At 63.5% G+C, this 24,450-nt stretch carries 23 protein-coding genes; 18 read left to right on the top strand and 5 right to left on the bottom strand.

The genetic code is table 11. The features are described 5' to 3' along the window. Positions 1–8 precede the first annotated feature (8 nt). The 5 genes from Thiowin_RS04215 to glgB all read right to left on the bottom strand — a co-directional run bounded on the left by Thiowin_RS04215 (position 9) and on the right by glgB (position 6,542). Complete coding sequence (locus Thiowin_RS04215) at positions 9–293, bottom strand: proton-translocating transhydrogenase family protein (protein ID WP_328986485.1); 285 nt, start codon at positions 291–293, stop codon at positions 9–11. 23 nt (positions 294–316) lie between these two features. Further along, positions 317–490, bottom strand: a complete 174-nt coding sequence (locus Thiowin_RS04210) for a hypothetical protein (protein ID WP_328986484.1) — start codon at positions 488–490, stop codon at positions 317–319. A 27-nt stretch (positions 491–517) separates the two neighbouring features. Next, positions 518–1,618, bottom strand: coding sequence for a Re/Si-specific NAD(P)(+) transhydrogenase subunit alpha (locus tag Thiowin_RS04205; protein WP_328986483.1), 1,101 nt, complete (start codon positions 1,616–1,618; stop codon positions 518–520). Between the two features lie 211 nt (positions 1,619–1,829). Continuing rightward, entirely contained in the window at positions 1,830–3,665 is a 1,836-nt protein-coding gene (gene glgA / locus Thiowin_RS04200) for a glycogen synthase (protein ID WP_408034159.1), read from the bottom strand. Positions 3,666–4,223: 558 nt separating this feature from the next. Beyond that, positions 4,224–6,542, bottom strand: coding sequence for a 1,4-alpha-glucan branching protein GlgB (glgB, locus tag Thiowin_RS04195; RefSeq protein WP_328986481.1), 2,319 nt, complete (start codon positions 6,540–6,542; stop codon positions 4,224–4,226). A gap of 745 nt (positions 6,543–7,287) precedes the next feature. Between glgB and Thiowin_RS04190 the strand changes: the two genes are divergently transcribed. The 18 genes from Thiowin_RS04190 (at position 7,288) to Thiowin_RS04105 (ending at position 24,218) form a co-directional block, all read left to right on the top strand. Further along, positions 7,288–9,213: a methyl-accepting chemotaxis protein gene (locus tag Thiowin_RS04190; RefSeq protein ID WP_328986480.1), complete on the top strand. Its 1,926-nt coding sequence runs from the start codon at positions 7,288–7,290 to the stop codon at positions 9,211–9,213. Between the two features lie 81 nt (positions 9,214–9,294). Beyond that, positions 9,295–10,926 carry a chemotaxis protein CheW gene (locus tag Thiowin_RS04185; RefSeq protein WP_328986479.1) on the top strand — a complete coding sequence of 544 codons (1,632 nt, stop codon included), beginning with the start codon at positions 9,295–9,297 and terminating at the stop codon, positions 10,924–10,926. Positions 10,927–11,164: 238 nt separating this feature from the next. After that, positions 11,165–12,253, top strand: a complete 1,089-nt coding sequence (gene cheB, locus Thiowin_RS04180) for a chemotaxis-specific protein-glutamate methyltransferase CheB (RefSeq protein WP_328986478.1) — start codon at positions 11,165–11,167, stop codon at positions 12,251–12,253. 126 nt (positions 12,254–12,379) lie between these two features. Further along, positions 12,380–13,003 (top strand): HEAT repeat domain-containing protein, encoded by a 624-nt coding sequence (locus tag Thiowin_RS04175; RefSeq protein WP_328986477.1) that lies wholly within the window; start codon positions 12,380–12,382, stop codon positions 13,001–13,003. A gap of 6 nt (positions 13,004–13,009) precedes the next feature. After that, complete coding sequence (locus Thiowin_RS04170) at positions 13,010–13,873, top strand: CheR family methyltransferase (RefSeq protein WP_328986476.1); 864 nt, start codon at positions 13,010–13,012, stop codon at positions 13,871–13,873. Further along, complete coding sequence (locus Thiowin_RS04165) at positions 13,870–14,244, top strand: response regulator (RefSeq protein ID WP_328986475.1); 375 nt, start codon at positions 13,870–13,872, stop codon at positions 14,242–14,244. Before Thiowin_RS04170 ends, Thiowin_RS04165 begins: the two co-directional genes overlap by 4 nt. Further along, positions 14,241–16,973 (top strand): chemotaxis protein CheA, encoded by a 2,733-nt coding sequence (locus Thiowin_RS04160; RefSeq protein ID WP_328986474.1) that lies wholly within the window; start codon positions 14,241–14,243, stop codon positions 16,971–16,973. Before Thiowin_RS04165 ends, Thiowin_RS04160 begins: the two co-directional genes overlap by 4 nt. Then, positions 16,973–17,245, top strand: coding sequence for a hypothetical protein (locus Thiowin_RS04155; RefSeq protein WP_328986473.1), 273 nt, complete (start codon positions 16,973–16,975; stop codon positions 17,243–17,245). Before Thiowin_RS04160 ends, Thiowin_RS04155 begins: the two co-directional genes overlap by 1 nt. Then, on the top strand, positions 17,220–17,594 hold the full coding sequence (locus Thiowin_RS04150; RefSeq protein ID WP_328986472.1) for a response regulator: 375 nt from the start codon (positions 17,220–17,222) through the stop codon (positions 17,592–17,594). The genes Thiowin_RS04155 and Thiowin_RS04150 overlap by 26 nt, the downstream gene beginning before the upstream one ends. Positions 17,595–17,608: 14 nt before the next feature. Continuing rightward, a complete protein-coding gene (locus Thiowin_RS04145) occupies positions 17,609–18,886 on the top strand; it encodes a methyl-accepting chemotaxis protein (RefSeq protein WP_328986471.1) in 1,278 nt (425 codons plus the stop codon). A gap of 30 nt (positions 18,887–18,916) precedes the next feature. Then, positions 18,917–19,822 (top strand): STAS domain-containing protein, encoded by a 906-nt coding sequence (locus Thiowin_RS04140; protein ID WP_328986470.1) that lies wholly within the window; start codon positions 18,917–18,919, stop codon positions 19,820–19,822. Then, on the top strand, positions 19,819–20,211 hold the full coding sequence (locus Thiowin_RS04135; protein WP_328986469.1) for an STAS domain-containing protein: 393 nt from the start codon (positions 19,819–19,821) through the stop codon (positions 20,209–20,211). Before Thiowin_RS04140 ends, Thiowin_RS04135 begins: the two co-directional genes overlap by 4 nt. Then, on the top strand, positions 20,204–20,614 hold the full coding sequence (locus tag Thiowin_RS04130) for an anti-sigma regulatory factor (RefSeq protein WP_328986468.1): 411 nt from the start codon (positions 20,204–20,206) through the stop codon (positions 20,612–20,614). Before Thiowin_RS04135 ends, Thiowin_RS04130 begins: the two co-directional genes overlap by 8 nt. Positions 20,615–20,717: 103 nt before the next feature. After that, complete coding sequence (locus tag Thiowin_RS04125) at positions 20,718–21,155, top strand: ATP-binding protein (RefSeq protein ID WP_328986467.1); 438 nt, start codon at positions 20,718–20,720, stop codon at positions 21,153–21,155. Beyond that, complete coding sequence (locus Thiowin_RS04120; RefSeq protein WP_328986465.1) at positions 21,146–21,877, top strand: SpoIIE family protein phosphatase; 732 nt, start codon at positions 21,146–21,148, stop codon at positions 21,875–21,877. The genes Thiowin_RS04125 and Thiowin_RS04120 overlap by 10 nt, the downstream gene beginning before the upstream one ends. Beyond that, the gene (locus tag Thiowin_RS04115; protein WP_328986464.1) at positions 21,870–23,015 is read left to right on the top strand and encodes a sensor histidine kinase; all 1,146 of its coding nucleotides are present in this window, start codon (positions 21,870–21,872) and stop codon (positions 23,013–23,015) included. The genes Thiowin_RS04120 and Thiowin_RS04115 overlap by 8 nt, the downstream gene beginning before the upstream one ends. After that, a complete protein-coding gene (locus Thiowin_RS04110; protein WP_328986463.1) occupies positions 23,012–23,380 on the top strand; it encodes a response regulator in 369 nt (122 codons plus the stop codon). The genes Thiowin_RS04115 and Thiowin_RS04110 overlap by 4 nt, the downstream gene beginning before the upstream one ends. Positions 23,381–23,417: 37 nt before the next feature. Further along, positions 23,418–24,218: a ParA family protein gene (locus Thiowin_RS04105; protein WP_328986462.1), complete on the top strand. Its 801-nt coding sequence runs from the start codon at positions 23,418–23,420 to the stop codon at positions 24,216–24,218. Positions 24,219–24,450: the final 232 nt, after the last annotated feature.

Here is a 24,450-nt window from a genome sequence, read left to right as displayed (position 1 = left end):
CGCAATCCTTATTTCTTTTTCTTAAACATCGACAGCATCCGGTGGGTGACCAGAAAACCGCCAAAGACATTGATACTGGCCAGCAACACGGCAAGGAAACCCACCGTTTTGGCGAACCAGCCCGCGTTTTCCGCCCCCGTGACCAGCAGTGCGCCGACCAGCACAATGCCGGAGATAGCGTTGGTCAGGGCCACCAGCGGCGTGTGCAGGGACGGGGTGACGCCCCAGATGACGTAGTAGCCAATGACGCAGGCGAGCACGAAGACATAGAGGGCGATGATGGATTCGGACATCCGGTTGGGCTCCAGACTGTTGGTTAAATTGAGTTATTGCGCTTGTTGCCTTGCACGGCGGCTGTCAGCTCCGCGAGTTGCTGCCCCATCGCGGCCATCTGTCGTTCGAGACTGGACACCCCTTGTTTGACTTCATCCATATCGGAACGAATGGCAGGCAGATGCTCCAGAACCAGATGAGTGATATCTTGAGTCATGTTCACACCCCACAAAGATAACAGCCCCTAGTTTACCCGCATCGCCCGGGTAATCTCATCGGCCTCGAAATCCTTGAGTGTCGGCCCGGACTCGCCCGGTTCGACCATAATCTCCAACAGATTGAGCAGATTGCGCGCGTAAAAGGCACTGGCGTCGGCGGCGACCATGGACGGATAGTTGGTGTGGCCGATCAGGCGCACGCCATGGTGCTCGACGATCTGGTCAGGCTCGGTCAGCTTGCAGTTGCCGCCATTGGCGGCGGCCAGGTCGACGATGACCGAGCCGGGACGCATGCGCTCGACCACCTCGGGCGTGATCAACTCGGGCGCCGGGCGACAGGGAATCAGCGCCGTGGTGATGATGACCTGCGCCTTGGCCAGTTCATCGGCGAGCAACTGCTGCTGGCGCGCCTTGGCCGCGTCCGAGAGTTCCTTGGCATAGCCGCCCTCGCCCGAGCCTTCCTCGCCGAGGTCGAGTTCAATCGGCTTGGCGCCGAGCGATTGGATTTGTTCTTTCGTCTCCGGGCGCACGTCATAGGCATGCACATCGGCGCCCAGGCGGCGCGCGGTGGCGATGGCCTGCAAACCGGCGACACCTGCGCCCAGCACCACCAGGCGCGCAGGCTTGGCCGAGCCGGCGGCGGTCATCATCGGCGGCAGGAAGCGCCCATAGTGCGCGGCGGCCTCGATCACGGCGCGATAGCCGGCGATATTGCTCTGCGAGGACAGCGCGTCCATCGACTGGGCGCGGGAGATGCGCGGGATGCGCTCCATGGCGAGCAGATTGACGCCGCGCGCGACCGTGGTCTGGATCAGTTCGTCTTCTGATCCCATGCCGGCACAGCTTTCGATCAGGCTGATCAGGGTGGCGCCGGATTGCAGCCGCTCCGCTTCTTGCTGGCTTGGACGACGGACCTTGAGCACCAAGTCAGCCGCGAAGCAGGCGGCGGTGTCGACGGTCTCGGCGCCGGCATCTTGATAGGCCTGGTCCAGGTAGCTGGCAGCGGTGCCGGCACCCTGCTCAAGCAGGACGGAGAAGCCCTTGCCGACGAGTTTTTTGACCACATCCGGAGTGCTGGCGACGCGTTTCTCGCCGGCAAGGGTTTCGGCTGGAATTCCGATCTTCATGGGTTGTTTTAAATTCCGTTGTCACCCGGTCTGCTGGCACGCGATGCGATAGCGCTCGCTGGAACGCGTCGGGACCGGATAGGCGCTCACAAAAATTTTCGTATTATCAGACCTGAGCAAATGAAGCTCAAGCGGGGCGGCGGCACGCGACAGAAGCGGCGCATGCATTCGCCGCGACTGGAGGCCGAGCCTTGTTCAGCCATTCAGCGGCTCAGCGGTTGCGGATGAAATCGTAGATGTTCAGATAATCCTGCCCGGGGCGGTTCCAGGAGTAGTCGCAGCGCATGGCGTTTTTGATTAACTCGCGGAAGTGCTCGGGGAAGTTGTAGTAGCAGGCCAGAGCCCGGCCCAAGGCGGATTCGAGTCCCAGGGTGTCGTAGTTGTCAAAGCGGTAGCCGTTGCGCTCGTGCAGCGGACGCTCGGAATAGTCCTTGTCGAAGACGGTATCCGCCAGGCCGCCGACGGTGCGCACCACCGGGATGGTGCCATAGCGCAGGCTGATCAGTTGCGTCAGGCCGCAGGGCTCGAACTGACTCGGCACCAGCATCATGTCCGCGCCGGCGTAGATCAGATGGGCGAGCTCCTCGTCGAAGCCAATTTCCAGATGGCAGTCGGGGCTGTCGTTCAGCATGCGTTTCAGCCCCCAGAAATCGTTGTTGATGCGATGATCTGGACTGGAGCCAAGCAGGACAAATTGAGCACCACGCTCGAGCGCATAGAAAATCGCATGGCGCACCAACTCCAGCCCTTTTTGTGGATCGAGCCGGCCAATAAAGGCAACAAGGGGCTTTTCATTGTCGGCCAGCATGAGCCGATGGCGCAGAGCGCGCTTGTTGTCGTATTTGCCATCCAGATTCTCGATGCCATAGCGCACCGGAATATAATGATCAATCTCCGGATTCCAGACGTCATAGTCAATGCCATTGACCACCCCACCATATTTCATGTGATGGGTATGCAGGCTGGACTCCAAGCCGAAGCCTTGGCCCTGGTCCTTGGTCTCGAAGGCATAGCGCGGCGAGACGGTGGTGACAAAGTTTGAATACACAATGCCACCCTTCAGCAGATTGATGGCATTGGGATGATGGTCGTCACCCAGGCGCAGGCGGTCAAAAAAGTGCTCGGGTCGATGGAGTCCGCTGGCGCGCAGCACCTCCGCGCCGGTAATGCCTTGATGCTTGAAATTATGAATCGTCAGGCAAGCACGGGGGTGCGTCATGCCGAGTTGCTGATAAAACTCATAGAGATACACCGGCACCAGGGCCGTCTGCCAGTCATGGCAGTGAATGATGTCGGGGTGCTTGCCGGCCTGCCACAAAAACTCAATGGCCGCGCGCGAAAAGAAAGCATAACGCAGAATATCGTCATTAAATCCGTAAATGCTGCCGCGATTGAAGAAATTGTCATGTGAATGCGGCTCGATGAAAAAGCATTTGCGTGAATGCACAAAGCCAAAATACACCGTGCAATGAATGGCCCCGTCGTACCAGGGCACCCAGAGATCATTGAACACCTGGTGCATCTCGAAGATATGGTCGTAACGCAGGTTGTCGTACTTGGGCAAAATAATTTCGACATGATTCCCGCGAATCGCCAGTTCGCGCGACAGGCCAAAGACCACATCGGCTAAGCCGCCAACCTTGGCCACGGGAGCCATCTCGGGCGTGATATGGACAATAAAGAGACTCGGACGCGGCGGGTAATGGGATGCCGGCGTTTCGGGCTCTGGGGTAGGTGCTTGCGCTGGCTCGGATGCCGATTCAAGTGCCGCTTCGGATTCTGGTTTCAGATCGGCAGACGGCGCGGATGCAGACTCCGATGCCCGGGCCGGCTTGGATGGGGACTTGGGTGCATGCTTGAATGAGGACTGGGCTTGATGCGTGGATGATAGCCCCGATGACGGCTGCGCCTGCGGCGGCGATTTGTTCGGCCCACCCACCTGGGACGCTTTGGTCTCGGTCTTTGCGGCCTTGGCATTGCCTGATTCAGCATCGGCCTTGGTCGCCACCGACTGATCGCGATCCGCTAATTTCGTGTTTTCTTCCACGCGTAACACTTTAGACGGAGTGCTCGCGGTCGCCATTTCGGCCTGATCAGCGGTCGATGACTTGACGGTTGCGGGGGCGGTTGTGGGGGCGGATGAGGTTCCTTCCACTTCTTCTGGCTTGGCGTCAGCCCCAGCTTTGGATCCGGCGACAGGCTCTGACGCAGGGCGGGCTTCAAGCCCAATTTCAGGGGCGGCTTGAGATTGGGTCGCGCCCATCCTAGGCGCGGATGTGCTCTTGGCCGCGGGACTTTCCGTGCCCGCGCCAACAGGAGTGGCCTCCGGACCCTGGCCCAAATCCTCAACCGCGTTCTTGCCCGTATTCGCCCCGCGGGCATTCGATGACTTAGGGCTTGCCTTTTTTACCATGACTGCTGTCCTGAATCGTTAAGTCTGTTTGGCAGTGAGTTGCGGGCGGGGTGTGATCGCCTCCTGATGGCCGTGATCATAGCCAATCGCCTCGCTGAGCCAGGATTCGTGGGAGCGGCCCGTTTTATGATCAAGGCCCCTCCTGATCATCGCCCGATCACCTTCGGCACCCGCTGTTGGGGTCAATTGGTCTCAGGCATCCTCGCCAACGGCTGTTTCAGCCGCGGCTTCGCCATCGGAGAACTCGGAGGCCGTCTCCGACGGAGGCTCGGGTTGCAGAATGATCCCCGCCAATGGCGGCAGCGAGACCACCAACGAGGCTGGGCGATTCATCCAGGGCACGGCCTCGGCCTGAATGGGCTCGGGCGCTTTCCAATAATCCGAGCCGCCATACTGGGATGCATCGGAGTTGAACAGCACCCGATACCGCCCGAGCACCGGCACGCCAATGCGGTAACCATCGCGCGGCACTGGGGTGAAATTCAAGGCAACCACCAGATGCTCGGCACCTGGGTCTTTCGGCTCCCCGCCGCTCTTGCGCTGATAGATAAGCACCGAATTCTCGGCATCATGACAGTCGATCCACTCAAAGCCCCGCCAGTCAAAATCCTGCTCGTGCAGCGGGGCATGCGCCAGATACAGCCGATTCAGTACGCGAATTTGCTCACTGATACCCTGATGCAGCGGATACTCGCGCACATACCAATCAAGCACCTTGGTGCAGTCCCATTCCTCGCCCTGGCCGAACTCGCAGCCCTGGAATAAAAGCTTCTTGCCCGGGTGGGTATACATATAGGTATAGAGCAGGCGCAAATTGCCAAAGCGCTGCCATTCATCCCCCGGCATGCGATAGAGCAGCGAGCGCTTGCCATGCGTGACCTCATCATGCGAGAAGGGCAGCAGGAAGTTCTCGGTGAAGGCATAGAGCATGCTGAAGGTCAGGCTGTCCTGATGGTATTTGCGATGGACGGGATCCTCGCCAAAATAGCGCAGGGTATCGTTCATCCAACCCATGTTCCATTTCAGATCAAAGCCCAGGCCGCCCAAATAGGTCGGGCGGGTCACCTGTGGCCAGGAGGTCGACTCCTCGGCCATGATCAGCGCCCCTGGCACCTGGTCGTGGGTGATGACATTGAGTTCGCGCAGAAAATCAATGGCCTCGAGATTCTCGCGCCCGCCATGGCGATTCGGCACCCAGTCGGTGCGGGAATAATCCAAATACAGCATGGAGGCGACAGCATCCACCCGCAGCCCGTCGATGTGGTACTCCTCGAGCCAGAAGAGCGCGCTTGAAATCAGGAAATTCTTCACCTCGTTGCGACCGAAGTTGAAGATCAGGGTCGACCAGTCCAGATGCTCCCCCAAGCGCGGGTCTTCATGTTCATAAAGGGCGGTCCCATCGAAGCGCGCCAGGGCATGGGCATCTTTTGGGAAATGCGCTGGCACCCAGTCGAGAATCACCCCAATGCCATTGGCATGGCAGTGATCGACAAACCAGCGAAAATCATCCGGGGTGCCGAAACGGCTGGTGGGCGCATAGTAGCCGGTGGCCTGATACCCCCAGGACAGATCGAAGGGATGCTCGGTAATGGGCAGGAGTTCGATGTAATTGAAGCCCATGTTCTGGACATGGTCCACCAGCTTGCGCGCCAACTCGCGGTAATTGAGCAACTCGCCATTGGCGCCGAGCTGCCAGGAGCCAAGATGCACCTCATAGATGGCCATGGGGGTGCGCATCCAATCGTGCTCGGCGCGTCGGGCAATCCAGTCCCCGTCCCGCCAGTCGAAGGTATCGGGGGCGGCAACCACGGCGGCTGTCTGCGGGCGCACCTCGAAAAAGCGCCCATAGGGGTCCGTCTTCAAGCCGATGGAACCGCCGCGCGCGCGCACCTCGTACTTGTAGAGTTCCCCGGCCGCCAGGCCCGGGATAAACAGCTCCCAGACGCCATTACCGTGTACCCGCATCGGATGGCGGCGCCCGTCCCAACCGTTGAAGTTGCCGACCACGCTGACGCGCTCGGCATTGGGCGCCCAGACTGAAAAGAGCACGCCAGTGACATCATCGGCTGTATGTTCGCGCGCGCCGAGCAGCCGATAGGCATGCCAGTGCTTGCCCTCGCCAAACAGATGTAGGTCGAAATCCGGAAGCTGGGAGGGAAAGCAGTAAGGATCGTATCGCTGATGCGCGCTGGCCTCGGTCGCGCTGCTGGAGGTGTCCGCCGCGTCGCTTTCATCCGTGTCGTCCAGGCTCGCCCTGGCCGGAACCTGCCAGGCAAGCTGATAACGTTCGGGCACGAAGCTGGCCGGACCCTCCCAGACAAAGAGATCCGTCCCCTCGATGCGGGTCATGGGTTGCTTGCACTCGACAATGCGCACCTCCTCGGCGCCGGGCAGGAAGGCACGCACCACCACCCCCTCGGGCGAGGGATGGCGGCCCAGTACGCTGAAGGGGTCGGCATGGCGGGCGTCGAGAATGAGACGGAGAGAATCGGTGAGTTCGAGGTGATGCATCCTGATGAAATCCTGCGAGTGAAAGCGGCGGCGAAAAAAGGGAACACAAGACCTAAGCATTGCCAAGTTTGCAGCGGGTTTGGCGCTGGCCACCTTGGTACTCTTGTCTTGTGCCGACAAGCCTGCCACGCGGCACGAGCCAAGTCCGTCATTATGCGGGATTCACACGCCAAAGCCGAAATCTAAATCGGCCGCGCGTCAAAAAGTCGCCAGCCAGCGGCCGGCGTGCGCCAAGAATCCAACAGCCTCGGCAAGTGACAGGCGGGATTGGAAATGACCAGCTTGACGATTTCGCACTGATTTTCCGCAAAGACCGCGCGCTGGACTAAACTCAATGAAGGTAAGCGCGCGTGAATCGGCCGTTCGTCCAGCCGCCCCCCGGCCCGTGTCGTCCCTGATCCTGACGTACGCTGCAACATCCTCCCACCCGATAGGTTCAATCCGGTCATGGCGGCATGGGATCGAGCAACCCGGGTGCGCTCTCAACAACTAAACCGTCGATTGAATACCCTCCGCGAGCCTTGGTGCCCATCTTGGCCTCACAAAGCGGCCGCGGTCAGAGGCACGGCCGAATCACGACGCCAAACCGTTAATCTTTTGACAGCCTTACCCTGACAACAACCCAGCACAACGCTCCATTGACTCATCCCCGTGACGCAACTGGCCGATATTGGTCCATTTTTGCCTCCCTGGCTTCGTTATTGCTTAAACCCGCATCGTCACTCATCAGCGCAGGATACAACCCATGGCACTTGTGAAGAACTCCTCCACCGCATCCGCCGCCGTTTCCGCCGGGTCAACGGACGCCCGCTCCAATGCCGCCGCCGCGCGCGACGCCGAGGCACAGCGCAAGCGTGCGCGTACCCTGGCCAAGCAGCAGCAAGCGGCTGAACGGGTGGCCTCGGCCACCACGCAGCTCGCCTCGGGCATCAATGAGGCGGCCTCGGCGGCGGAGGAACTCAAGCGCGCCTCCGACCAAATCGCCACCGGCGCAGAGGAAGCCTCGGGCGCCGCGCAGGAGTCGCTGGCCGCCTTCAAGCAAGTGAACACCGCGCTGAGCCGGCAAATGGAGAATGCCAACACCTCCCAGACCAAAGTAGAAGCCTCCCAGGTGCTGATCATGAAGGTGGGCGATGAGGTCAGCGGGCTAATCAGCAATGTCGGCATCGCCGCGCAACGCCAGGGCGACTCGGTGAAAATGGTCGCCGAACTGGAACAGCAAGCAGCCAATATCGGCGACATCGTCAAGGCGGTGGCCCGCATTGCCGATCAAACCAACTTGCTCGCGCTCAATGCCGCCATTGAGGCGGCACGCGCCGGCAAGCATGGCAAGGGTTTTGCCGTGGTGGCTGATGAGGTGCGCACCCTGGCCGAGACCTCGGAGAAGAGCGCCAAGCAGATTCAGGATCTGGTCGGGCAGATTCAGGGCGAGGTCAAGACAATTTCCGAGGGCATCAACACCTCGGCGGAATCCGTGCAGGCCGAGGTGGAAAACGGCAAGGCGATCAATGCCCAGCTCGGGCAGATTCGTGCCGATATTCTCGAAATCACCGAGGGCATTCAGGAAATCGCCGCCGGCGCCCAGCAGTCGGGTGCCGCCGCGCTGCAAGCCTTGAAGGGCACCGAGGAAATCGCCGCCGCCGCCGAGGAGCAATCCGCCGCTTCCGAGGAATCGGCCAAGACCATCGCCGAACAAACCCAGGCGCTGGCCGAGTGCGAACAGGCGGCGCAGAACCTCTCCGAGCTGGCCGAGGAGCTCAAGAACTCCACCGACATCGCCAAGAGCGCCGAGGAAGTGGCCTCAGCCGCCGAGCAACTGTCCTCCGCGGTGCAGGAGATCAACCGCTCCAGCGGCCAGATCATGGCCGCCATTGAGCAGATTCGCAAAAGCGCCCAGGTGCAAGCCTCGGCCACCGAGGAGTCCGCCTCCGCCGTGGCGCAGATCGAAAAAGGCCTGGAAGTCGCCCAGCAGCGCGCCCAGGGCGCGGCCGAGAAGGTCAAGTCCATCACCGATCTACTGACAACCAACAAGACCAGTGTCGACAGCCTGATCAACGGCGTCTCTGAGTCCGTCACCGCCTCGCGCGCCAGCCTCAAGCAGATCAAGGATCTGGAGCTAGTTTCGCGGCGTATCGACAAGATTGTCGATGCCATCACAACGGTGTCCATCCAGACCAATATGCTGGCGGTCAATGGCTCCATCGAGGCCGCGCGTGCCGGCGAGTTTGGCAAGGGTTTCGTGGTGGTCGCCACCGACATCCGCAACCTGGCCCATGACTCGGCCGAGAATGCCGATCGCATCAAGGACTTGGTGAAAGCTGTGCAAGATCAGATCAACGTGGTCGGGCGCGATCTCGAGGACATCATGGCCTCCGCCACCGCCGAGGCGGCCAAGGCCAAGTCCATCACCAGCGGCCTGGAAACCATCGAGGCCGATGTTGGCGTGGTGCAACGCGGCACCGCCGATATTCTCGCCGCCGCCGCCGAGATCGCCGCCGCCATCGCCCAGGTCAAAACCGGCGTGGATCAGATCTCCGCCGCCGCGCAGGAGGCCGAGAAGGCCGCCACCGAGGCCTCGAGTGCGTCGAAGCAGCAATCGCAGGGCGCCGAGGAACTGGCCGCCGCCATCGAGGAAATCGCCTCCCTGGCCGACGAGTTACAGAGTGCCTAAACCCGCGCTGGGGCCTCACGGTCCCACCGCCAGACCCTGAAGGCAACCTGAAGGTCAACCCTGATAGCGCGGGAGAATCCCATGAGCAACGAGACGCTCGACACCGTCGCCACCGCCGCCGAGGCCAGCGCCCCCCCGGTCGCGGTTCCCACCCCGGAATCCAGCCCGGAATCCAACCCGGCCACCGACCCGGACCTGAACGACAGCGACATCCGCCAATTCGTCATCTTTTTATGCGGCGAGGAAATCTTCGCCGTCGACATGACCCCGGTGCAGGAAATCATCCGCGTGCCGGACGTGGTGCGCGTACCCCTGGCTCCGCCCACCCTGGAAGGGCTAGCCAATCTGCGCGGCAAGGTGCTGCCCATCATCAGCCTGCGGCGGCTGTTCGGCTTCCCCGAGCGCGACGCCGACGACTCCACCCGCGCCCTGGTCATCGACCTTGGCCAGCCGCTCGGCTTCGTGGTGGATCGCGTCGCCAGCGTGGTTGGCGTCGAAACCGCTCGCATTCAGGATGTCGGCGCCCTGACCACCACGGTGCGCACCGATCTACTCGCCGGGCTGCTCAAGGATGCTGGCGGCTACCCCATGGTCATGGTGATGGACTTCGAGGCGCTGATCGCCAATGAATTCGCCGCCATCGCCGCCGCCGCGAAACAGCATGGCGGCCCCGGCGTCGCTGCCGGCCTGGACGCGAATGACGCCACCGGCGACGAGGATGAAAACAGCGACGAGCTGCAACTGGTCAGCTTCGAGGTGGCCGAGCAGGAGTACGCCGTCCCTATCGAGAACGTGCAGGAAATCGTGCAGTTCCCCGAGACCCTGGTGCGCGTTCCGCGCGCCGAGGCCCATGTGCTGGGGGTCATGACGCTGCGCAACCGCCTGCTGCCGCTGGTCTCCCTGCGCTGCCTGTTCGGCCTCCCGGCGCGCGACGCCGACGAGCACAGCCGCATCCTGGTGATTCGCCTGGGCGAGGTCTCGGTTGGTCTCGCCATGGATTGCGTCAACGAAGTGCTGCGCGTGGCCCGTTCGGCGGTCGATCCCATGCCGCGCTTGATGGCCGCCTCGGCCGACGTGGCCGAGATCGGCGAGATCTGCCGCCTCGATGACGGCAAGCGGCTGGTCTCCATCGTCTCGACCGACCATCTCTTCCGTCATGAAAGCGTTCAGGAGGCCCTGGAAACCGTGGAGCAAATGCGCGAGGACGACAGCACGCTGGACGAAGACCTCGACACCGGCGACAACGACAATGACGACGAGGAGCAAGTGGTGGTGTTCCGCCTCGACAAGGAGGAATACGGTGTGCCCATCGCCAGCGTGCAGGAAATCGTGCGCGTGCCCGAGCAACTCACCCATGTACCCAAGGCGCCGAGCTTTGTCGAGGGCGTGATCAATCTGCGTGGCGCCGTGCTGCCGGTCATCGACCAACGCCGCCGCTTCGGTCTGGCCAAGGCCGAGCGCAACGACCGCCAGCGCATCATGGTGTTCCTGCTCAATGGCTTGCGCACCGGCTTCATCGTCGACTCGGTCGCCGAGGTGCTCAAGATTCCCAAATCCGCCATCGAGCCCTCGCCGCAGCTCTCGCCCGAACAGGCCCGTCTGCTCGCTCGTGTGGCCAATCTAGAGAAGAGCAATCGCATGATTCAGTTGATCGAGCCGGCGTGGCTGATTGGCGATGATCAGCGTGATCAGCTCGCGGCGATTGGGGGGTGAAGCAGGGGCGAGGGGTTAGGGGCGAGTGCTAAGAGCCGAGGGGTCAGTTGGCAGTGCTCGGCTGATGCGGATAATGAATGCAGGCTTCTTCTTTCGCGCAACACCTTTGCCATCAAGTATTTTCCTGAATCGTTAAACACAACAACCGACTATCGAATCTATCCAGCCCCTAGCCAATCATTACTAACCACCAGCCCCTAACCACCAGCCCCTAACCCCTCGCCCCTAATCCCTAAAAATGATTAAGCTCCTGATCGTCGATGACTCGGCGCTGATGCGCCGCCAGCTCAATACCATCTTCCAGGCCGAGGGCGACTTCGAGATTCGTCTCGCGCGCAACGGGCGCGAGGCGGTGGAGGAGAATCTTGCCTTCGAGCCCGATGTCATTACCCTCGACATCAACATGCCGGAGATGGACGGGCTGACGGCGCTGTCCCTGCTGATGGCGCAGCGCCCGGTCGCCGTGGTCATGGTCTCCTCGCTCACCGAGAAGGGCGCCATGGCCACGCTTGAGGCCATGAACCTGGGCGCGGTGGATTACATCCCCAAGCCTGACGGCACCATCTCCTTGTCGATGGTGAAGATCGAACAGGAGGTCATCGCCAAGGTGCGTGCCGCCGCGCGGGCGAAACTGCGCACCAGTCGCGGCCTGGCCGCGCGGATTCGCGGCGGTTCCAACACCAAGGTCACCCGCGCACCCGAGCGCGAGTCCGCCGCGCGTGGCATCGTCAGGCGCGGCAGCGGCCAAGCCGATGCCCTGGTCCTGATTGGCGTCTCCACCGGTGGACCACGCACGCTCGAGGACATTCTGCCGCTGCTGCCAGCCGACTTTCCGCTGCCGGTGCTGGTCGCTCAGCACATGCCGCCGAGCTTCACCCGGCCATTCGCCGAGCGTATGGACGCTCTGTGCGCCCTGAGCGTGTCCGAAGTCAACCGCCCCACACCGGTCGAACCCGGCAATATTTACATAGGACGCGGTGGCGCCGACCTGCTGCTGGCGCGTCGCAACGGCCAATTGACCGTCTTGGTGCGCCCGGAGAATCCCGATTTCCTGTGGCATCCCTCGGTGGAGCTGCTCGGCCGCTCGGCCCTCGAGCACTGTGATCCGGCGCGGTTGATTGCCGTGATGCTCACCGGCATGGGCTATGACGGCGCCGATGCTTTCGCTGAACTGAAAAAGCGTGGTGCCCGCACCATCGCCGAATCCGCCGAAACCGCCGTGGTCTTTGGCATGCCAGCGGAGTTGATTGAACGCGGCGGCGCCACCCTGACCCTGCCCGCCGAGCGCATCGCCGGGCAGATTCAGATTTGGGCAGCGCGGTCATGAGTAGGGGCGAATTCCTGGCTCCCACGCTGGAACGTGGGAACGAGGGTAGCGGGATCGCTAGCTGATACCAAAGTTCTCATTCTTTTGATGGATTGACGCGAATAATATTCAACTGGGGACGCCCCTATGGCCCTGAAAAAAACCACCTCCAACGCCGCCGCCAGCGCTGATGAGCGGCAGCGCCCGCGCGATCTGCCAGGGTTGCTGACGGCATTGGCTGATCCGGACCCGCTCGCCCGGCGTTGGGCAGCGCGCGATCTGGCCGGGCTGCCGGAGGCATCCAGCGGCCTGGTGGACCGACTGGCGGTTGAAAGCGAACCCAGCGTGATCGAGGTGATACTCACCAGCCTCACCCGCATCGGCGATGAGCGCGCGGTGGCCGGCCTGACCGATTGCCTGCGCAGCGACAACACCATGTTGCGCAATGCCGCCATCGAGGCGATGAAGCAACTGCCCGACGAAGTCGCGCCCTGGATGGGCCGGCTGCTGGTGGACCCGGACCCGGACGTGCGCATCTTCGCCGTCAATGTCCTTGAGTCCCTGCGCCACCCCCAGGTCGAGGAGTGGTTGATCCGGGTCATCGCCGAGGACGCCCATGTCAACGTCTGCGCCACCGCCGTCGATCTGCTCGGCGAGGTCGGCTCGGAGAAGGCTGTTCCCGCCCTGCACGCGCTCAAGGACCGCTTCGGCGACGAGCCCTACATTCAATTCGCCGCCGATCTCGCGCTCAAGCGCGTGCGCGCGGACTGAGGTCACATGAGTGCCAACCCCGTGAGCCTGCCCCTCGCCATCAGCGACGAAGACTTCCGCAAGTTTCGCGAATTCTTCTATCGCAAGACCGGCATCCTGTTCGAGGACAGCAAGCGCTATTTCGTCGACAAACGCCTGCTCGAGCGCATGGAAGCCACGCAGAGCGATAGCTTTCGCGCCTACTTCACCATGGTGCGCTTTCAGGCCGCGGGCACCGAGCTGCAAACCCTGATCAACGCCATGACGGTGAACGAGACCTACTTCTTTCGCGAGGAGTATCAGTTCACCTGCCTGGTCAACTCCATGCTGGCCGAAATCGTCGCCCGCCGCGGCGACAGCAAGCGCCCGATCAGGATTTGGTCGGTGCCATCCTCCTCGGGCGAGGAGCCCTATGGCATCGCCATCTATCTGCTGGAACATTGGCCACAAATCGACCAGGTCGATATCGAAATCCTCTCCTCGGACATCGACACCAGCATTCTCACCGCCGCCCGCGAGGGCCATTTCTCCGCGCGCTCGGTGCAGCATCTGCCGGCCAACCTGCTGGCCAAATACTTCCGCCGCCGGGGTGACCACTATCAGATCGTCGACAGCCTGCGCGAGGTGGTGGAATTCACCCGCGCCAATGTCACGGATCCCGCCGACATGCGTCTGCATCGCGATTTTGATGTCATCTTCTGTCGCAACCTGCTGATTTACTTTGACGACCTGTCGCGCAAACAGACCGCCGAATCCTTTTATGACGCGCTCAATCCCGGCGGCTTCATCTGCCTGGGGCATTCGGAATCCATGAGCCGCATTTCCTCCCTGTTTCGGGTGCGCAAGTTCCCCGAAGCCATTGTGTATCAGAAACCCTGGGGGGCACGATGAAACGCATCCTAGTCATCGACGACGCCGCCACCGTGCGGCTCTACCACCGCGAGATTCTCGAGGCGGCCGGGTTCGAGGTCAGCGAGGCCATCAATGGGCTCGAGGCCCTGGAGCGCGTCGCCGAGGGGCCTTTCGACCTTTACCTGGTCGACATCAACATGCCCAAGCTCGACGGCTACGGTTTTCTGCGCGAACTGCGCGGGCGCGACATCCCCCAGGCTCCGGCCATCATGATCTCCACCGAAGCCGAGGAGAGCGACCAGCGTCGCGGTTTCGAGAGCGGCGCCAATCTTTACCTAGTCAAGCCGGCGCGGCCCGATCAACTGCTTGCCCATGTCCGTCTGCTGCTTGGTGAGGGGCCCGCGTCATGAATCCGCTACTCGACCAATTCCAAAGCGAAGGCCGCGAGCTGCTCGAAGGCATCAGCGAGAAACTGCTGCACCTTGAGCGCGCGCCCGATGATCCCGGCGTGATGGACGAGCTCTTCCGCTTTGTGCACACCCTCAAAGGCAACAGCGGCCTGTTCGAGCTGCCACAGATGACCCGGGTGCTGCACGCCGGCGAGGATCTGCTCGACGCCGTGCGCGATGGCAAACAGCCCTTCAGCGCCGCCCTGGCCGATCAACTACTGGAGGCGATGGACTTTGTCGCCGCCATGTTCGATGAAATCGGCGATGGCGACAGCGCCAGCCTCCCCGATCCCGGCTGGCAGGCCGAACCCGCCACCCAACTGGCCGCCGCCCTGCGCGCCCATCTCCAGTCCACGCCGCCTGCCGGTAGGCCGGATTCAGCCGGCCCAGATGCGCCGGCTGCAGCCGGCCAGGACGCGCCAATACCAGAGACACTCCCCGACCAATCCACCCTGGCCGCCCTACCCGAAGTCGCGCGCATGGCGCTCTACCGCCGCATCCTTGTCGGCGCCTCCTGCCATGTCCTGGTCTACGAGCCCGAGGCCGAATCCTTCTTCAAGGGTGAGGATCCCTTCTTCCAGATCAGCCAACTGCCCGAGCCCCTCTGGCGCCGGATCAGTGCGCGCGAGCCCTGGCCAGCCCTGGCCGAGCTCGACGCCTACCACTGCGTACTGCGCTTCGAACTGGTGCTGGAGAGCAGCGCCGATGAACTGGCCGAGCACTTCCGTTATGTGCCGGAGCAGGTGCGCATCCTGGCCATCCAGCCCGAGCAACTGCCACTTCCCCAGGGCCGCCTCGATGACGGCCCCATGACGGCCAATTTCATTCGCGCCGCCCTGACCCAGGTCGACGCCCGGCAGACCGATGCCCTGCAACGCGCCGCGCGCGCCTTGCTCGAACTCTCGGCGCCCGATTTGTGCATCGCTTCCGGTCTGCGCTGGCTGCTGCTGGTGCTAGAGCTGGAGCCCGACAACCGCGAACGCCTGCGCGACCTGCTCGGCGCCATCGAACACCACTGCCTGGGCACTCCGGTCCATGACGCCCGCCTGGCGCCCAGCGCCGCTCGCACTGCCGCCGGGCCCGAGACCATCGCCAGCCTGCCGCCGGAATGGCGCCATTCGCTGGAGCAAGCGCTGGCAGCTCAGCGCCAGATCCTTGCCCTGGAAGAGCGACCGGACTGGTTCCAAGGGCGCCTACGCGCCGTCGCTGCCAGCCTGAACGGCCTGTGCCGCGCGCTCGGTGCCGAGTCGGCCCTGGAGGCACTCGCGCAGGCCACCGCCCAAGCCGAAGCACAGGCCGACTCAGCCCCGCTGCGCGATTGGCTGACGCATCATGACTTCGCGCTGCCCACAATAGATAGCCCGCCCGAATTACCAGCGGAATCCCCAGCAGGATCGGCAGCGGATGCCGCGGCACCATCCGTCCGCCAACCTGCTGCTCCTGTCCCCGCCACCGGCGCTACCCCAAGCGACGAACCCGTCCGCTTCGGCCGCCGCGCCGAGGACCAAGCCGGCACGCCGCGCACCCTCAAGGTCGATCAAGTCAAGATCGATCGCCTGATGGGCCTGGTGGGCGAGATGGTGGTGGCCAAGAACGCGCTGCCCTATCTCGCCGGTCGCGCCGAGGAGCACTACCGGGTGCGCGAACTCTCGCGCGAGATCAAGACCCAGTACAGCGTCATCAATCGCATCGCCGAGGAAATGCAGGACGCCATGATGCAGGTGCGCCTGCTGCCGGTGTCCTTCATCTTCCAGCGCTTCCCGCGCCTGGTGCGCGACATCGCCCACAAGCTCGGCAAGGAGGTCGAATTGGTGATGCAGGGCGAGTCAACCGAGGCCGACAAGAACATCATCGAGGCGCTGGCCGAGCCGATGATTCATATTCTGCGCAACAGCCTGGACCATGGCCTGGAATTGCCCGAGGAACGCGAGGCCGCCGGCAAGCCGCGCGGCGGCAAACTCGAGATCAGCGCCCAACCGCTGTCGGACCGGGTCTTGATCACCATTCGCGACGATGGGCGCGGCATCGACGCCGAGGCCATCCGCCGCAAGGCCTATGAAAAAGGCCTGATCGACGAGGCCACCGCCGAGCGCCTGAACGAACAAGAAGCGCTCAATCTCATCTTTGCCCCCGGCCTGTCCACCGCCGCCAAGATCAGCGACCTGTCCGGGCGCGGCGTCGGCATGGACGTTGTGCGCAGCGCCATCCTGCGCGTGAAAGGCAGCATCGATCTGCGCAGCCAGGTCGGCAAGGGCACCGAATTGCGCCTGTCCCTGCCGCTGTCCATGGCGGTGACCAATGTCATGATCATCGAATCCGCCAGGCAGCGTTTCGGCGTGCCCATGGAAGCCGTCGCCGAGACGGTGCGGGTAGCGCGGCGGGACATTCATCTCATCAAACATCGCCAGACCACCGTCCTGCGCGGACGCGTCATCCCGCTGCTGGAGCTTAACAGCCTGCTCGGACTTGATGTTCCGCCCGTGGCCAACGAAGATGACGCCCTTGCCGTGCTCATCGCCCGCATCGAACAGGACGAACTCGGCATCATCGTCGACGACTGCCGGGAGACCGTGGATATTATCCTCAAGCCACTCGAGGGATTTCTTGGTACCCTACCCGGGTATGCCGGCACGGCGCTGCTCGGGGATGGCTCGGTGCTGCTGGTCTTGAACCCGACGGAGCTGCTTTAATGGCCTTCACCACCCAAGACAATCAGCTGAGCGCGGGCGAGCAACTCAGCGTCGAGGACGCCGAGCTGCTGCTCGAGTGGCTGCTCAAGCACCCGCGCGGGCGTATCGACCTCTCCGCCTGCGATCATGTGCATGCCGCCAGTCTGCAAGTTCTGATGGCGGCGCGGCCCAAGATCGCCGCCTGGCCAGAAAGTCAACCGCTGGCCGACTGGCTGACCGCGACCCTGACAGAGGAAGCATCAAATCATGGCAAAAACAATTCTCGTTGTTGACGACTCGGCCACCATGGTTATGAGCCTGAAAGCTAGCCTAGAAATGGGCGGCTTCAAGGTAGAGACAGCGAGCGATGGCCAACAGGCGCTCGATAAACTCAAAAGCGGCCCCAAACCCGATCTGATCATCACCGACATCAACATGCCAAAGATGGGCGGCATGGACTTTATCCGCAACGCCCGCGCCCTGCCCGGTTTTCGTTTCACCCCCATTCTGGCGCTTACCACCGAGAGCCAGCAGGGTAAGCGCGACGAGGCGAAAAAGCTCGGCGCCACCGGTTGGCTGGTCAAGCCGGTCGGCGGCACCGACCTGATTAAAGTCATTAAGCAAGTGCTGCCTGGCGCCTGAGGCACAGAGCGTCGATGCGGTTCGTCAAACCCCGCCAGTCGCTGCTCGAGGCCACCCGGTCCCAAACCCGCGCGCTGCGCCAGATTCTCGTCTCCATGACCCTGGTCGAGGTGATACTGCTCGGCCTGCTGGTCTATCTCACCCACGACTGGCTGGGCACGCTTGCCAGCGGCTGGGGTCTGGATCGCGGGCTGCTGCAAAGCCTGCTGGTGGTTAGCTTGCTGGTCGCTATCAACCTCACCGCGGGCTTTGCCTTTTTTCGCCTGAACTTCCGCACCGCCGGCGCAATGAAACAGGCGCTCGATGGCTTTGACGCCGCTCTGCGGGACACCGAGCAATTTCATCAGGCCAGTGCGGCGAGTCTATTACAGGCCGCCGCCATGGACCGTGCCGTCGATGAACAACTCACCGCGGCCGTCACCAACAGCGAAACCGCCGCGCTCGACGTGGTGGATCGTGCCGCCAATCTTAATGAAGCCGCCAGTACTCTGCTGAATTACCTCAGAACTTCCAACCTCGACGCCCACTCCATGGAGGACGACATCAGCCACGGAGTGGAGGACATCACCGAGATCGCGCGCTTCGTACAGGAACTGCCGGCCAAGATCCGCCACGACATGGCAGCCATTCACGAAATTGTCGGAGACATCCAGCAACTCGAGGGACTGGCCGGCTCCATCAAGGACATCAGCAAGCAAACCAACCTGATCGCGCTCAATGCCGCCATCGAGGCCGCCCGCGCCGGCGCCGCTGGGCGCGGCTTCGCCGTGGTCGCTGGGGAAATCCGCGCCCTGGCGGCGCGTGCCACCACGGCCGCCGACACCATCGAGGAAGGCCTGAACCGGGCACTGGCCGGCGTCGAGCGCAGCCTGCAACTGAACTTTCTCGATGATTCCAGCCAGCAACTCGATCAAGCCACCCAGGTGGTGGACTCAGTCAATCATCTGAAGAACAATTACGAGGACATGCGTCAGTTCTACAAGACCTTGTTCTCGGTCGTCACCCAGCACAACACACGGCTAGCGGAGCAAATCGCAGACATGCTCGGCGTGCTGCAATTCCAGGACGTGGTCGGCCAGCGCCTCGACCGGGTGCGCAAAATGCTTGACAAACGCAACGAACTGCTGGTGCATACCGGCAACACCCAGGCCGCCCTGCTCGAACTGCCCGAACGTCTGATGGAACTGCATGTTGAATACCTCGAAAGCGAAGCCCAGCACGCCCCCGCCAGCCCGGCCGCCGGCGCCAGCGGCGAACCAAGCGGCGGCGGACCGCGGATCGAGCTGTTTTAACCTAACTCCCAACTCCTATTTGCTTGCCCCATGACCAGCCTCTTCGACCAATTGCAAGACACCGCGCTGCTCGATGAGTGGCGGCAGGGTCTCCCGGCCACGACTCGTTCCACCGGCCTCGACACACGCGAACTGCTCGCGCCCCTGTACCTGGCCATCATGAAGGAACTCAAGGATCACGAGCCGCCCTTCGCGCTGGCCGAGGCACCCGCCGCGCTCACCGAAGCGCTGCGCGCCTGGGTGGCCGCGCCGGCGCGCACCGGTGGCAGCCCGACCGAGCCCATCGTGGCCCTGCTTGGCCTCAAGCAACTGCTGTTGCGCGAGATTGGCGCCCGGGCGCCGGCGGAATTGAGCACCGCGTTGGCGCGCTTCGAGCGTGTCTTCGATGCCCTGACGCTACTCACCTTCGAGACTTTTGCCGCCGTGCGCGAACGCCTGATCAACGCCCAAAGCGCCTCGCTGATGGAGTTGTCCACTCCAGTGCTGCGCCTGTGGCACCAGGTGCTGCTGCTGCCCTTGATTGGCGTGGTGGATACTCAGCGTGCCAGCCAGATCACTGAGAGCCTGCTCGAAGCCATCGTGCAGTACGAGGCGCGGGTGACCATCCTCGACCTCAGCGGCGTACCAGTGCTCGACACCAGCGTGGCCCAGCATCTGATGAAAACCATTGACGCCGCGCGCCTGCTCGGCACCCGCATCGTGATGACTGGCATCAGCCCGGAAGGGGCGCAGACCCTGACCAAGCTCGGCATTCGCTTCAATGACGTCATCAGTCGCGCCACCCTGCGCGCCGGCATCGCCGAGGCGCTGCTGATGGTCGGACGGCGCATCGCTCCGCTCAGCGGCGCTGGCACGACCGCGGTGCCCATGGGTCCGCCGGTCTTGCCGACAACCCTGCCGCCAGCGATGCCTCCAAGGGGCGGGCAGGCGTCATGAAAATCCCCATTCTGCGCCTCGACCGCGTCCTGCTGGTTTCCATCCAGGCGGACCTGAGCGACAACGACGCCATGGAGTTCCAGTCCGACCTGGTCACCCGGGTGGCCGAGGTCGAGGCACTCGGCGTAGCCATCGACATCACTGCGCTCGATGTGGTCGACTCCTACATGGCACGGGTAATCAACGACACCGCCAGCATGGTGCGCTTGCTCGGCGCCGAGGTGGTCATCTGCGGCGTGCAGCCCTTCGTCGCCCTGACGCTTGTCGAGATGGGCCGCGACCTGCTCGGCGCCGACTGCACTTTCAACCTCGGCGAGGGCCTGGCGCTGCTGCGCCAGCGCATCGCCAAACGCGGCGACGTGCGTTTTACCGAGGACGAAGATGTCTGAGCCGCTGCCCGCGCGCAGCGTCGCCATCGCCGATGCCAGCGACATCGTCACCGCCCGCCGTGTCGCGCGCGAGCTATGCGAGGCCCTGGGTCTGGGCAAGGCGGATCAGACCCGCCTGGCCACCGCCGTCTCCGAGCTGACGCGCAATGTCATCCAATACGCTGGCTCCGGCACCTGCGTCATCGAGGATGCCTCGGATGCGGCCCAGCGCCGCGCGCGCGTGCTGGTGGAGGACCAGGGCCCTGGCATCCCCGATCTGCAACTGGCGCTGAGCGACGGCTATAGCACCAGCGGCGGCCTGGGCGCCGGTCTGCCCGGCACCCGGCGACTGGTGGATGACTTCCACATCGAATCCGAACCCGGACGGACACGAGTCACCATTGCGCTGGCCAAACCCCGATAATCCGCCCACCGCGCACACGGCCCTTTTGGCCGACTCGCGCCCGCCCCAGGCGCGCCCTCCCCAGTCGCGCCCGCCAACAGGCTTGCTCGCGCTCCGGTCTTTCGTGACGGAGCCACCCAAGGCAGTAGCGCCTTTCACGCCGACCTGGTTGGTGGTGGATGCCGAGGCCGATGTCGCCGCCGCCTGTCGAGCCGCGCGCACCGCCGCCGAGCGGTTGGATTTCAGCCGCGCCGCCGCCTATGAAATCGCCACCGCCACCTCCGAGCTGGCCTCCAATCTGCTGCTGCATGCCGGCGGCGGGCGCCTGCGCTTGGCCACGGCACTCGCCCCAAGCACAACGGGCGCGCGCCTGGGACTGGAAGTCTGCGCCCTCGACCAGGGCCCCGGCATCACCGATCTCGCGGCCGCCCTGCGCGAAGGCCATAGCACCGCCGGCGGCCTTGGCTGCGGTCTGTCCGGCGCGCGCCGCCTGATGGACGGCTTTCGCATCGCCTCGCGGCCTGGACGCGGCACCTGTGTGCGGGTGATCAAATGGCGCTGATCACAAGGTCACAATCGGAAGCTGATCGCGCCCACCTGGACGCCGCTGTCGATGCTGGTGTCAGCGTCAATGCCGGTGCGGGTACCGAACTCGGTACGGGCGCCCAAACCCGCACCCTGGGCACCAATCTGAGCAGCGCCCTGCGTCCGCTCCCAGGCGAGTCGGCCTGCGGTGACCAACTCGACGCCTGGCTGATCGACACCGGGCTGCGCCTGGCAGTGGCCGATGGCCTGGGCCATGGTCCCGAGGCCCAGCGCGCCGCCGTTACCGCGCTGGATGAACTGCGCCAGGCTAGCCCTGGGCTGGAACTGGCCGAGCTGTTCGCGCGTTGCGATCAAGCATTGATCGGTACCCGCGGCGTGGCGCTGGCGGTGGTCGATGTGCGGCCGGATGCTGGGCAGGTACTGCACGCGAGCGTCGGCAATGTGCGCACCCTGCTGATTCATCAAGATAAAGTGCGGCGTCTTGGCGGTGCGCGCGGCATCGTCGGCGCCGGCTTTCGCGCCCTGCGCCCGGAGCGCTTCGTGCTCGCCCCCGGCGACTGGCTGGTGCTCTACTCCGACGGCATCGCCGAAAATGCCGATCTCGCCACCGCGCTTGCCGAGGCAGACCTAGAGCCTGACCCCAATCACGTTCCCGAGAACAGCCTCGCCAGCCGACTGCTCGCGCGCTGGGCCAGCGACCGCGACGACGCCAGTCTGCTGCTTTACCGTCATGTCTGATTCCGTTAACACAGCCGCCACCATGCTCATGGGTAACACGGCCGCCCCTACGGACCACCTCCAGGGAACTGAATCCGACCAGCAAAGCCTGGCGCGCCGCTACGCCGCCCTGCTGCATCGCGCCGTCTTCGCGCGCGATGCCCAGAGCACCGAAGACGCCCTGGCCGCCGCCGCCAACCTCGGCCGCGACCTGATGGCGCGCGACGTGCCGCTGGAGGAAATCGGCGAAATGCACCACGAGGCGCTCAGCCTGCTCGCGCGCGAGCACCCCGAGCTGACCCTGGCCGAGGTCGCCGGGCGTGTCACCATGCCGCTGATCGAGGTCTCCATGGCCTACAGCCTGGCCTTCCGCCAGCAACTGGAGCAACGCGCTCAGGCGGCGGTCAACGCGCGCCTGGAGCAATCCCGACGGCTCGAGGCCATCGGCACCCTGGCCGCCGGCATCGCGCATGATTTCAACAACCTGCTCGGCAGCATCATCGGCTTCAGCGACCTGATCGGCGATGATCTGCCCGCCGACAGCAGCGGCCAGCGCTATCTGGAGCTAGTGCAACAGGCCAGCTTCCGCGCCCGCGATCTCATCTCTCGCATGTTGACCTTCGCGCGCGAAATGTCCGACCATCCCGAGCCGGTCGAACTGGTGGCCCTGATCCAAGACACCCTGAAACTGCTGCAAGCCTCGCTGCCACCAGGCATCGCGCTCAGCTACGAGAGCCCTCTTGAGCACGCATGGGTGCTGGCCGAAGCCAGCCAGTTGCAGCAAATCGTGATGAATTTGTGCATTAACGCCGCTGACGCCATGAGCAACGAGCACGGCAGCATCCGCATCGGCCTCGAACTGGCCCCCGCGCACCACGCCAGCCATCAGGCCACGGCGCCGCCCCTGCATCTCAGCGTCAGCGACGACGGCGAGGGCATGAGCGCCGAACTGCGCGAGCGCGTTTTCGATCCCTTCTTCACCACCAAGGAACCCGGCAAGGGCAGCGGCCTGGGCCTCTCGGTGGTGCACGGACTGGTTGGAAAACTCGGTGGCCGCATCGATCTACAGAGCACGCCCGGTCAGGGCTCCCGCTTCATCATTGAACTGCCACAACTACCACCGGAGGCATCCGGATCTCACGCGGAGACAACACCATGAGCCACGTGCTGGTCGTCGAAGACGACGACATTTTTCGCGCCATGATGGAAGAGATGCTGCGTCGCGACGGGCATCAGGTGCGCACGGCCAGTAACGGCGCCAAGGCCCTGATCGAGATTGAGCGCCAGGCGCCGGAGCTGATCATCACAGATATTCTGATGCCGGAAAAAGACGGCATCGAGCTGATCACCGAGCTATCCCAGCGTGACAGCTCGGTGCCCATCATCGCCGTCTCGGGCGGACGCCGCGCCATCAGCCAGGACTTCAATCTCGAATCCGCGCGCCTGATGGGGGTGAAGGTCACCCTGCCCAAGCCCTTCACCCGCGAACAGCTGCGCGAGGCCATCACCGCCGCGCTTGCCTGAGCGGAACACCGTTCACGACCGCCACAGGCCGCACGCCATGCCCGAGATCATCGTCGTCACCAACCGCAAGGGCGGCTCCGGCAAGACCACCACCGCCATTAACCTGGCGGCGGAATTCGCCGCGCGCGACCACCGGGTGCTGCTGATCGACCTCGATACCCAGGGCCACTGCGCCATCGGCCTTGGCGTACAACGCGACGACAGCCAGCCCAGCGTGCATGGCTTTTTCCTCGAGCGCTCGGCGGAGGCCCTGCGCGCGGCCATCGTCACCACTCCCTACAAAAGGCTTGATCTGGCCCCGGCGGATACTGAATTCGAGCACGATCGCACCCCACACGAGGACGATATCCTGCGCAACGCCCTGGCCGCGCCCGATTTGCAAGCGCGCTACGACCGCATCCTAATCGATTGCCCGCCCTCGCTCGATCGCCTGTTGCTCAATGCGCTCACCGCCGCCAACTGGGCCATGATCCCTTTCCTGCCCCATCCACTCGCCGCCGAGGGCGCGCGGGCACTCGCCCGAGTCTTCTTTCGCGTCGCCATGAGCACCAACGCCGAACTGCGCCTGCTCGGCCTGCTGCCCATCATGCTCGACCGCCGCATCGGCCAACACAAACGCGTGCTAGAACAACTCGGCAGCCAATTCGGCCCCGAGCGCATCTTCAATGGCATCCGTAACGACATTAAACTCGCCGAGGCCTTCGCCGCCGGCCAACCGGTGCGCAACCACGCCCCGCGCAGCCGCGGCCGCGCCGACTACCGCGCCCTGACCGATCTGCTTGAGGAGCGGCTGGCGCCGGCATTTAGCGATGGCGAAAAGGGTGACAACCGCGCTTGATTCGATGTCCTTTCAGTGTCGCTCGCCAAACAGCGGACTCAAATCAATTGCAATCGTCTCGCATGGCGGAATGCGTGCCTTTGTCGAGGTCTCCTCACTGCCATCGCCGCTGCAGACGGCACCCTAGCCGCCATGCTCTAACAGAGACTCAAGCCTCTCCGCGTTGGGCATGGCGGATTCCATTGGCCAGACGCGGCCAGTCTGGTAGCCTTCTCTGGCAAGCAACAAGAAC

The organism is Thiorhodovibrio winogradskyi, assembly GCF_036208045.1.
Classification (GTDB): Bacteria; Pseudomonadota; Gammaproteobacteria; order Chromatiales; family Chromatiaceae; genus Thiorhodovibrio; species Thiorhodovibrio winogradskyi.
Note: the sequence above shows the minus strand (reverse complement) of the source record. Positions and strands in the feature narration are given on the sequence as shown.